Source organism: Rhodococcus mengyinensis, assembly GCF_048381435.1.
Classification (GTDB): domain Bacteria; phylum Actinomycetota; class Actinomycetes; order Mycobacteriales; family Mycobacteriaceae; genus Rhodococcus_F; species Rhodococcus_F opacus_D.
Genome location: NZ_JBLWIT010000037.1, coordinates 1 through 10,213, shown reverse-complemented (window position 1 = coordinate 10,213; position 10,213 = coordinate 1). Strand labels below are relative to the sequence as shown.

The 10,213-nt window shown below is 65.0% G+C and carries 14 protein-coding genes; 12 read left to right on the top strand and 2 right to left on the bottom strand.

Features of this window, described 5'->3' with window-relative positions:
- Nucleotides 1–33: 33 nt before the first annotated feature.
- The 7 genes from ACNJ7E_RS04755 to ACNJ7E_RS04725 all read left to right on the top strand — a co-directional run bounded on the left by ACNJ7E_RS04755 (nucleotide 34) and on the right by ACNJ7E_RS04725 (nucleotide 4,323).
- The gene (locus tag ACNJ7E_RS04755; protein WP_418339282.1) at nucleotides 34–150 is read left to right on the top strand and encodes a DUF7463 family protein; all 117 of its coding nucleotides are present in this window, start codon (nucleotides 34–36) and stop codon (nucleotides 148–150) included.
- The gene (locus ACNJ7E_RS04750; protein WP_418339280.1) at nucleotides 143–670 is read left to right on the top strand and encodes a hypothetical protein; all 528 of its coding nucleotides are present in this window, start codon (nucleotides 143–145) and stop codon (nucleotides 668–670) included. Before ACNJ7E_RS04755 ends, ACNJ7E_RS04750 begins: the two co-directional genes overlap by 8 nt.
- A gap of 40 nt (nucleotides 671–710) precedes the next feature.
- Nucleotides 711–980 carry a hypothetical protein gene (locus tag ACNJ7E_RS04745; RefSeq protein WP_007297359.1) on the top strand — a complete coding sequence of 90 codons (270 nt, stop codon included), beginning with the start codon at nucleotides 711–713 and terminating at the stop codon, nucleotides 978–980.
- A 101-nt stretch (nucleotides 981–1,081) separates the two neighbouring features.
- Nucleotides 1,082–1,459: a hypothetical protein gene (locus tag ACNJ7E_RS04740; protein WP_418339279.1), complete on the top strand. Its 378-nt coding sequence runs from the start codon at nucleotides 1,082–1,084 to the stop codon at nucleotides 1,457–1,459.
- A gap of 252 nt (nucleotides 1,460–1,711) precedes the next feature.
- Complete coding sequence (locus ACNJ7E_RS04735; RefSeq protein WP_418339278.1) at nucleotides 1,712–2,125, top strand: hypothetical protein; 414 nt, start codon at nucleotides 1,712–1,714, stop codon at nucleotides 2,123–2,125.
- Nucleotides 2,126–2,159: 34 nt separating this feature from the next.
- On the top strand, nucleotides 2,160–3,155 hold the full coding sequence (locus tag ACNJ7E_RS04730) for an ATP-dependent DNA ligase (RefSeq protein ID WP_418339277.1): 996 nt from the start codon (nucleotides 2,160–2,162) through the stop codon (nucleotides 3,153–3,155).
- Between the two features lie 55 nt (nucleotides 3,156–3,210).
- Nucleotides 3,211–4,323, top strand: a complete 1,113-nt coding sequence (locus tag ACNJ7E_RS04725) for a hypothetical protein (protein WP_418339276.1) — start codon at nucleotides 3,211–3,213, stop codon at nucleotides 4,321–4,323.
- Nucleotides 4,324–4,378: 55 nt separating this feature from the next.
- On the opposite strand, the gene ACNJ7E_RS04720 is transcribed toward ACNJ7E_RS04725, so the two are convergent.
- On the bottom strand, nucleotides 4,379–4,921 hold the full coding sequence (locus tag ACNJ7E_RS04720) for a hypothetical protein (RefSeq protein WP_418339275.1): 543 nt from the start codon (nucleotides 4,919–4,921) through the stop codon (nucleotides 4,379–4,381).
- Between the two features lie 820 nt (nucleotides 4,922–5,741).
- On the opposite strand from ACNJ7E_RS04720, the gene ACNJ7E_RS04715 reads away from it, so the two are divergent.
- From ACNJ7E_RS04715 to ACNJ7E_RS04695, 5 genes are all read left to right on the top strand, one after another.
- Entirely contained in the window at nucleotides 5,742–6,446 is a 705-nt protein-coding gene (locus ACNJ7E_RS04715) for an SOS response-associated peptidase (protein ID WP_418339274.1), read from the top strand.
- Nucleotides 6,447–6,913: 467 nt separating this feature from the next.
- Nucleotides 6,914–8,218 carry a ribbon-helix-helix domain-containing protein gene (locus tag ACNJ7E_RS04710; RefSeq protein WP_418339273.1) on the top strand — a complete coding sequence of 435 codons (1,305 nt, stop codon included), beginning with the start codon at nucleotides 6,914–6,916 and terminating at the stop codon, nucleotides 8,216–8,218.
- Nucleotides 8,219–8,265: 47 nt separating this feature from the next.
- Nucleotides 8,266–8,604, top strand: coding sequence for a hypothetical protein (locus tag ACNJ7E_RS04705; protein ID WP_418339272.1), 339 nt, complete (start codon nucleotides 8,266–8,268; stop codon nucleotides 8,602–8,604).
- Between the two features lie 142 nt (nucleotides 8,605–8,746).
- On the top strand, nucleotides 8,747–9,094 hold the full coding sequence (locus tag ACNJ7E_RS04700) for a histone-like nucleoid-structuring protein Lsr2 (protein ID WP_418339281.1): 348 nt from the start codon (nucleotides 8,747–8,749) through the stop codon (nucleotides 9,092–9,094).
- Nucleotides 9,095–9,110: 16 nt separating this feature from the next.
- Nucleotides 9,111–9,440 (top strand): hypothetical protein, encoded by a 330-nt coding sequence (locus ACNJ7E_RS04695; RefSeq protein ID WP_418339271.1) that lies wholly within the window; start codon nucleotides 9,111–9,113, stop codon nucleotides 9,438–9,440.
- A gap of 83 nt (nucleotides 9,441–9,523) precedes the next feature.
- Here ACNJ7E_RS04695 and ACNJ7E_RS04690 read toward each other — a convergent pair whose 3' ends face one another.
- Entirely contained in the window at nucleotides 9,524–10,063 is a 540-nt protein-coding gene (locus ACNJ7E_RS04690) for a hypothetical protein (protein WP_418339270.1), read from the bottom strand.
- Nucleotides 10,064–10,213 lie beyond the last annotated feature (150 nt).

Sequence of the window (10,213 nt, the reverse complement as noted above, 5' to 3'; positions counted from 1 at the left end):
GCCGGCTATCTGGCCGACTGGCGAATCTTCCGGATGCTCGGCCAGGTACGACTCGGCGCCCGCGTGTACAACAACCTCGCCCGCGCACACCGCCGTGGCCGCAAGACAGTCCGGATCGATCAACTTCTCGAGGAGGCCACCGATGCCTGACCGCAACGACGCACGCACCCCTCGCCGCGACTGCCGCGCCCTGATCGACGGCCGGGAAGTTCGGGTCGTCGGCCACGTGCATACCTCCCGGCACCACCCCAACCGCGGAGCCGCGATCACCCCGTTCGAGGATCTGGCCGAACCGGGTGCCGGTGCACACCTGTTCGCGCTGGTCTCGGTCCGCTGCGCTACCGACGACAGCACCGTCGACCTGGACACCGGTGCCAGCCACAGCAAGTACTTCGAGGGCCTGTTCGGGATGCCCAACGGCACCAGTTGGTACCTCACACCGGCGGTCTATGACCCGCGGTCGCGTACGTACGCCCTCGGCTCGCAGGCGCTCGCCGCGGGGCTGAGCATCGGTGCACTGCACGACGACGTTCTCGAGGTGGTCGGTGGCGCTGGGTACGCTGCCCCAGCGGGTGTGCGGGTGCATGACTTTCCAGTGGGGGCCCGTGCACCCCGACAGCCGCGGGTTGCCGCCCTGACCACCCGCAGTCTCACGAGAGGAAAACAGTGAACGGTCTGTTCTGCAGCGGCGAGTCGATGGACACCGGCCGATGAAACGCGCCGCCTTCTGGGGGTGGGCCACGGCCACAACAATCCCGGAAGCCCTGACGAACGCGCTCGACGCCGCGGTGTCGACGATGCACCAGGAACTCGGTGCCGATGCGCACCCGGTCAACACCTCGCACACCACAACCATCCTCACCGATCAGGTCCACCAGGACCCAGGACTGCTCAAGAGCCTTCTCGGGAGCTCGACGGCAATCGTGAACCGCGAAGACCACGCCCTGGTCACGGTCTTACTGATTGGCGAAGTCTGGTAGCCGCTGTGATTCGGAGATGAGACTGCAACGGGTGGCCGAACTCGCCGCATCTGCATAGCTCGTCGACCACGACCACCCGTGCAACTACCCAAGGAGCAGAGATGACCCTCAACGAGCGCAACGCCCCGGTTCCCGCCAACCGTGTCATCGACGAACCGTGGCGCACCGCGGTCACCGATGTGCTCTTCGCCCGTGTCAACGAACTCACGCGCCTTTCACGAACGGGGATGAACCCCGCGGACAACCCTCCGCCGCTGGCGTCGCGACTGCATCGCGCTGAGGACCTGCTGCCACTGGCCGCCACCGCGCCAGCCACCGAGAGCGACACCGCGCGACGCAAGAAACTGATCTTCGCGCCCGGGCTCAGCCAGGACGCTCTCGCCCGCCGCCGAACGGTCCGGCTCGACCCGGCCACCGCGACGCCCGCCGGCGATACCCAGATCGTGCACCTCAGCTCCTCCCACGCCGAATCCGAGTAGGGGAGAGCGGAGCATCGGTCAACTCATGCAATTGACCTGGGGAAATGACACATCCTCCATTTCGTCACGTCGAGAAGGGGACTCCATGAGCATCGAAAGCTGGCTGGCACGAGGGATCCTGAAGGCCATGACTGCGGCCGAGATCGAGCTGTCGCCCGTAACGGCGGGATCGCCGCGGACGACCGGAGACCGCTAGTGATCGGTCGCCCTCCGACGTGGGGCACCTCGTTTCCAGGCGAGATGCTGCCCACGGTGACACGCGAAATCGGGTCCCTGCGCACGGAACTCGCGGTGCATGACGGTGACACCAGTCCGGTCGTGGGGATGTTCCGCCGGTACCTGGATCTGCTCGAACGCGACGGACTCATGCTTACCGACCGCGATCGGTTCGAGATCCGGCGCCTGCTCCAGCGTGCGCAGGGCCGGGTGACGTCCACCGCGGTGTTCCTGACCGGTGTGGTGGCGACGATCCTCGGGGTCGGCGGCGCCTGCATCCTGATGGACTACACCGCGGCCGCGCTCGGCCCGGCCAGTTTTCTCCTCGGGGCCCTGGTGGGAGCTGTGATCGCCGGTACCGTGATGCGAGTGGGCAAACGTGAGCTGGGGTCGTGGACAGCGCACCTCGCCGACACCGCGATGGCCCGTCTGGACGAACGCCTGCCCTGACCGCATCGCGGTCCCTCCAGACCGGGAGCGTCCGATGAGCGGAGCTGGGAATCGGCTGATCGCGCCGATGCTGGCCACACCGGGTGAACCACCGGTGGAAATGGACGGCTGGGCGGCCGAAATGAAGTACGACGGCTTCCGCCTATTAGCTGGGGTCGGTGGCGGCGCGCATCCGGTGCTGTGGACCCGCAACCTCAACGTTGTCACTTCCTCCTACCCGGAGGTGACCGAGGCGCTGACCGAGGCATTCGGTGGTCACGGGCGCATCGTCTTCGACGGTGAAATCGTCGCCCTCACGCAAGGTCGGCCTTCGTTCGCACGCCTGCAGAAGCGGGCGAACACCCTGCGCCCGACCACCGCCCTGCGTCGGCAGGTACCGGTCACGTACCTTCCGTTCGACGTGCTCCGGCTCGACAGGGACGACCTGATGGGTGCCCCGTACCTCGATCGCCGCGCCGCCCTCACCGACCTCGGCCACCAGCTCCAGGGCGCCGGCCTTCCCATCCAAATCCCACCACACTGGGAAGGCATCCAGGGTACGGTCATGCTCGAAGCGGTTCGCAGTTCAGGTATGGAAGGTGCTGTGTTTAAACGTGTTTCATCGCTGTACCTACCCGGCCAGCGTACCCGGGCGTGGCGGAAGGTGTTGATCCGTACCCGGGTGAGCTGCGTAGTGCTCGGGTGGATTCCCGCCGGCGGAATGCAGCGCAACATCGTTGGCGCCCTCGTCCTCGGCGCCTACGACGACCAGGGCGCACTCCGGTATGTAGGGCACGTCGGGACCGGCTTCACTCAGGCTGGGCGCCGGCAGCTCGGTGAGCAACTGGCCGCCCTCGAACGTCCCACCAGCCCGATCGTCGCTGAGTCCGCGGCCGCGGAACAGCACGGTGTAGTGCGGTGGGTCCACCCGATTGTGGTGGTCGACATAGATATCCGCGAATACGGGCGCGGAGGGCTCCGGCACCCCTCGTACAAGGGGAAACGACCCGATCTCGACCCGGAAGGGGTCACATTGGATTCATTGCAGTGACGGACACCAGCTTCAAACTACGGGTTCCCGGTATCGCCGCTGGCATGCTGGGTGTATGGGTACGGTGGCGTGGAAGAACTGGGTTGCCTTCAATGATGGGAATCCGTTGATCGAAACTTACGAGGACGAACTTCATTCTGACGTGTCCTTTTTCGGTGGACCGATATCCTTCGGGCCTCACAGGCTGTCAACTGTCCTCCGGCGTAACACCCAAGCACATGTGGGGCCAGCAATTATCGTAGAGGGCGACCTACACGCCGACCTGATTCCGGAGGTAGTCGTTGACGGGGAGTTGGCGCCGTCCGACTCGAAGGGTTACCACGGCGGAACGATCGGAGACGAGATAGCCGCGCTGATCTCCTTGGAACTCGGCGTGCGGATACGTTTCGCGGGGATGCGTCGATCGACCGGGATTCAGGGTAGCGGGCTGCCGCCGTTCTACATGGATGTCCCTCGGCTGGCCCGTCCAGGACAGCCGGATCGGGAGGTATTACCGCATGTCGTGAGCCGGTCGACCGATCTCAGTGGGGTATCCCTGTTGGGGTCGCTTCCGGCGTTGGATGAGGACCTCCAAGTGGAACTCGTGCGTGCCGCCCGGGCCTATTCCCAGGGCATTTGGTGGGCAAATGAAGACCCAAACCAAGCCTGGTTGCAGCTGGTCACGGCCGTGGAAATCGCCGCCGGATTCCGACAAAAAGTCGCGGATGAACCCTCTGCGCTCATAGAGGAGTTGTGGCCGGAGTTGTGGACAGCTATAGAGCCGGCAGAGGACAGCGTGCGTAAAAAGGTCAGCAAACTTCTTGCGCCGCAGGTGAGAGCGACCCGAAAGTTCATTGATTTTCTTGAAAAGTACTCGCCTGCGCGTCCGGATCCAGAACCGCAGTTCGACAAGCTGGACTGGCGTCAGATGAGAAAGCACGCCCAGGTGGTCTATCGCCACCGTTCAAAGGCCTTGCACGACGGCAAGCCATTTCCTATGCCGATGTTGGAAGTGCCGCGCATCGATGAATCTGGGGTCCTCCAGGAAACGCCCAGCGGCCTCAGTGCTGGGGGGCTAGGCGGTGTGTGGCTCGCCGAGGAGACACCGATGTTGCTCTCCACTTTCGAGTACATCGTGCGCGGTTCGCTTCTTCGCTGGTGGGAGGAGCAGGCAGCACTCACCGTTTAGGCCTCACCACAGCAGCGCTCAACTCGGAGAAAAGAAACGTCCGGTTCACATGCAGTCACTCGTGAGAGTCGTCGTAAAGACCTTTCTCGATCCCGGCTTCATCGCTATCTGGTCCAGGCCACCACACTTCTCCAAGCTCGGGCATCAGGCTGACGACGGGTGTCCTGCCAAGGTGCCAGGCCGTTGCGGTTGGGGCGCGGCGCCTTGCGCCTTGCTCGAGCCATTCGGTGACCGCAGCTCGTGGGCCATCTGGGTTGGGGACAATTCCTCTGCCCAGAAGGTCGACGCGTCTTCCGGTAAAGCTCTCCCAGACGGGTACTTTCCTGGCTAGCTGGGGATCGGCGCGTTCGGCGTCGGTGTAGACCTGACGGCCGAGGACACTCGGTCCGAAGTCAATGTTTCTAGTTGTTCCACCGCGAAGCCAAGGGAATTGATTTGAGCTCTTACCGGGCGGAACAGCATAGAACAGGTACACATCCAGGTCCTTCACGCCACGGTCGTGGTGCACATAGTGTCGAGCGCCACCTTGAACCAGGCAGCAGGCAAGCAGCGTCGACCACTCCGGATAGCGATGGCGGAAAGCGATGTCGTCAGCCATGGCAAGGTTTGCGAGTCGCTGGAGGTGCTCGGTCGTAAGGGGCGCGCAGCTACGCTCTGATCTGTCATCGACCATGAAGGGACGATCTCACGAGGCGGTCTGTTCCGGGCGATCTTCGCGGATCGGATCGGTCTAGGTTTCAGCGCGTCGCGACGTCACACGAAAGTGACTCGGCGGTGCGTTTTCTAAAGGGAAGCCGCTGTCGCCTTCCCCGGTGACAGCGGCTTCGTTTCCTTCACCGGGAACGCTACGCAATGTAGGTCTTACCCGGTCAGGGAGACTGTGCCGGTCATATCGCCTCTCGGCAAGTGGTCGCTCGCAGCGACTTTTCTGGTGTGGTACCCGGGGTATGTCCCGCCACCGTCAGCCTCTTCAACGACCGGGTGCCGGGTGATATTCCGGCCCGTGCGGGCGCCGGGTCAGAACGGCGGCCACCTCCCGGGGTTGGCGGGAGTAGGTCATGATCCGAACAATGCTGGGATGCTCCAATACCACCATCCGAATTCGCCTCCATACATCAACATCCACTCCGAGATCTTCATGACTAGCCTCCCGTCGGATCAAGGCGAAGGTCCTCGAGTTCGATCATCGTTGCGTCGGCAGGAATGTAGAGGTACCCCGTCGCACCGGAAACAGGACACCCCAGAACCCACAACCAGGTCATATGGAAGGGGGAGAAGCACCCCGGATCGCAGACCATGGCACGTTCCTTCGGCAGGTTGGCCCCGACCCACCATCGAGGCTATGGCCTCCGTCGCCGCGCTCGCGTCGGTCATGGCGTGTTAGATCGGGGCAGGAGATGTGACCAGGGAGGGTGAACGTGTGCGGCCGCTATGCCAGTACCACCACGGACAAGGAACTGCGCTCGATCTTCCACGTCGACGAGGTCGTCGGTGACGAGCTGCGCCCGTCCTACAACATTGCCCCGACCCAGCAGATCCGTGCGGTCCTCGAACGGGCGCCCCGGGAGGAGTCGGACGCGGCACCGGTCACACAGATCAGGACGCTGACCTGGGGTTTGGTGCCCTCGTGGTCGAAGGAGGCCAAGCTCGGCCGCTTGATCAACGCACGCTCGGAGTCGGTGACCGAGCGCCCCTCGTTTCGGGCCGCGGCCTCGAAACGGCGGTGCTTGTTGCCGGCCGATGGGTACTTCGAGTGGGAGAAACGCGACGGCAAGAAGATCCCACATTATTTGCACGGCGACGGGGTGCTCGCGATGGCCGGCCTGTACGAGCTGTGGCGGGACCGTGCGCTGCCCGAGGATGACCCGAACGCCTGGCTGTGGACGGCGACGATCTTGACCCGGCCCGCTACGGATGCGCTCGGACGCATCCATGACCGCTGCCCGGTGGTGTTGCCGGCCACGTTCCAGGAGCACTGGCTCGACCCGACTCTTACCGACAAGGACGATGTCCAGGCGTTACTCGCGTCGGTGCCCGATCCGGTCCTGCAGACCTACGAGGTCAGTACCGCGGTGAATTCCCCGCGCAACAACGGGCCGGACTTACTGACGCCCGTGGCCTGACTCCACGGCCGGCTCGCGTTACCCGACCCGACGGGAGCACGACCCGGTTTGCAACATAACAATGTCACGTTGTAAAGTGTGGGTATGACGGAGGACGCGCAGAGCAGCATCGACAATCAGGCCGAGCCCACAGACACCGTGGTGCCGCAGCACACCGAGAACGGCTTCGGCGCCTACGAATGGGACCGAAGAGCACGGCGTCGTGTTCCGCATGGACCTCGACCAGTTCGGCACCATCGGCGGCGTCCCGATCAGCCAGTACACCCCGCCGCCCCCGCCCCCGTACGCACCGCTCAACCTCTCCTGAATCGGTCACACGCCCGCGCCCCAGCACCCACCCCCGGGTGCTGGGGCGCACTGCATTTCGCAGCAACCGGCGCGCCAGGGCGCAGTGACCGATTGTGGTGGCGGCGGGTGCCGTGGGGTGCGAATCGAGGTCCCCGAACGTACCGGAACAATGGCCGGTGATGAGCGAGACGAGCATGGGCCGGGTACTGGTGGGGGATCCGATCCCGCTTCGGTTCGATCCGACCACCAAGCAACGCCTCGAGGAGTTGGCCGCCGGCATCGGCCCAAGGCGATTCGGGGCACTGGTGCGGGTCGCCGCACGACGACTGCTGTCCGACCCCGACCGGGTGCCCGAAGCACTGAACCAGGCCCGCCGGGCCTCCGCTGACGCCCGCCGCATCCCCTGGGCGGAGCGACCTCTCGATCTCGACCCCGCCACCAGCGCTCGCCTCCACCAGCTCGCTCGCGAGTTCCACACCGACCGGAGCGCGATCGTCCGGGTCGCTGTGCACCGCTTCCTGGCCGGTGCGGGCCGGTTTCGGCACCCGGTGCTCCGCGAAGACGCCCGCACCGATCTGACCTACCGCATCCGCGTGTACATCAACCGCTCCACCCTGGTCCGGCTCGACCGGCTGATCGGCCGCAACGGCGACGCCCTCACCCCTGCGGCGATCCGGGTCGCGGTCCGTCGACTCCTCGACGACCCGGGAGATCTCGCCGCCGACTTGGCCACGATCGGCGCGGTCCGCGACCTGACCCCGGAAACCCTGGGCCCGCGCACGAACGTGCACTTCGACGACGACCTGCGCGACCAACTCGACGCCCTCGCCGGTCGGCTCGATTCCGACCGCGCCGAACTGATGCGCCTGGCCGCCCGCCAGCTCCTGGCGAACCCGCGCGACCTCGATCAGGCGGTGACCGAGGAGATCTACCGCGGGGACGCCAACCGGGACCTGCTGATCGCCCGGAACACCCGTCGGCAGACCGCGGCCGCAAACCAGGCCACCCACCCGCCTGCCGCTAGGAGGGCGCCGAGCCCGCAAGGGAACCCGTTCGGGAAACGGCATGTCTTCCGGCTCGATGAGGACACCAAACGCCGCCTCGAGGAGCTGGCGGACGAGTACGGTCCCCGCCGGCTGTCCGGGCTGCTCCGCGTTGGGATTCGCCGACTCATCGAGAACCCGGCGGCCGATGAGCCCCTGGCGCAGGCACGCGGCGTCGCCGCCCCGCCGCGCACAGCCCGGGTCGACGTCGCCCTCGACGACGAACTTCTCGCGCACCTCGATGCCCTCGCCGAACGGCTCGGTTCGGACCGTCAGGAGTTGGTGCATCTGGCGGCCACACGCATCCTCCGCTTCCATCGCGACATCGAGAACCGGATGCTCGACGAGATGTTCCGCGCCCCAACCAGCCGGAAACACCTGCTCGCCAAGCATGCCCGCCGTGAGCGGATTCGTCGGATGGGCCGCGGCAGCGGCACCTGACCTGCGAGAATGGGCGGTGGGTCGGGCCCCTCACCACCGGAGGACCCATGTCTCGGTTTCTGCGCCTCGCTGTCGTCGCGTCCACGGCGGCCGCGGCCGCGGCGGTGTCCCTGATCGCGGCGCACGCACACGCCGCCCCAGCTCCGAGTGGGTGCGACATGCAGTTCTTCGCGGTCGGTGTCATGTCGACCTGTGCAGCCGGATCGGTGAATACTCACCAATTGGAACTGGTGTGCGTCCCGTTTACCAATTTGATTTATCCCGTCAACACCATCACCGTGTGGGGGCCAGAGGTCCCCACCTTGTTGCCCTCCATCGCACTGTGTCCGCCGCCCCTCTACTTCGCGCTCGGCCCCTTGAGGGACACCCGGGTGCACACCCGATAGGCCCCCCGGCTGCTCCTGCGCCGTACAACCGGCAAGTGACCTGCGGAGATGACACGTCCCCGGGGTCGGTCTGCCCGATCGGCCGCGGCCGCCAGTAGGGTTCTGCCTGCTGTATCGAGAAGACGTGAGAGATCGGGGAACTGTGGCGCGCAAGGTAGTTGTCGAGCTGGTCGATGACATCGACGGAACCGTCTTCGGTGAGGACGGGGAGAGCATCACCTTTTCCGTCAACGGGGTGGACTACGAAATTGATCTGAAAGGCAAGCACGCCAGCAAGTTTCACAAGCAGATCGGATTCTTCATCGAGCACGCCACCCGGGTCGGTGGCCGCAAACGACGTTCCGATCGTTTCGCGGTCCCGGATGCCCCGGTGCGGCGGCGCGGGAACGGCAAGGAGATTCGCGCCTGGGCGGCCGAACAGGGCTATGAAATATCCTCGCGCGGGCGCCTTCCCGCCGAGGTGGAGCAGGCGTTCCAGGACGCCCACTGAACGCGAAGGAGCGTTGATGCGATCGCTGCGTAATCCCTGGTACCGGGCCTCGGTGCGCCGAGCGGCGAGCGAGCATTGGCTGACCACCGGCAGCCGGGGGTTACGTGGCATGACCGGTGAGCCGGTGGAACTCAGCGACACCGAGGCGGCTACCGTCCTCGCTGCCCTGGTCGAAACCACCGGTGGTCGGTGGCCGGCCCACCCCGCGCGTATCGCCCGCACGCTTCGCAGGCTCGGCATCGACGGCAACATTGAGCAGATGGCCACTGCCATCACCGCTTTGGTAAGCGACCCGAACTGGTCCCACCGCGCCGACGAGATCACGTCCAGCGCATCGGACTGGTAAGCCGGATTACCTCATTCACCTGGGGAGATGACATGTCCCCATCGGCCGCAGTCCGGGCCCGGCTATTGGCACAGGGAAGCTCTCTAGTCAGGCGTTCTCGCTCTGCTTGTTCGCCACTTCGCCGACTGCACTCTTGAGCCACCACCGGAGATTCCGCCTTCCGGCCAATCGCGCGCCATCTCCGAACCGGCTTCACTCCTGCGAAATGAACGGAACCGGATTGCCCTCGACCACAGGCTCTTGTGTCCAACGTGCGGCGACCCGTAGATCGCATTGAGGGCATCGCGGTCATTTCCCAGCTCTACCAGCTCATCTTCGGAGATTTCATGGTGATGGAGCGGATCGGGAGCACCATCAGTTCCTACTCGACGATTGAGCTCCTCGTAGAGCCTGACCAGCTCGCCAGCAGCCTCTCCCACCTCGGAATGTCCGCGCAGACGTTCGATAAGGAAGGGCAGTACAGGGATGAGGGCTCTTCCTTCTGCGCGGTCGATCCAGTCATCTTCCCAACCGAGGGTTCCGTCGGGGCTTGTCTTTGGCTCCCCGAAGAGCTGACGTGCTCCATCGACCGTATATCCCTGGTCGTACAGATCTTGGGCAGTGATCCACGACTGCTCGGGCATTTCACTCCTGTTCACTCTTGTTACGAGCTTCTCAGTCGGACAGTTGCGCGGTGCTTGGCGCGAAGACAGTGAATCCGCTAGGTGACGGTTTCTCCAAGGACCCCCGCACGCGCTCGGGCGTGTCGCTCAGCCGGACAGTAGTCGCGCCAG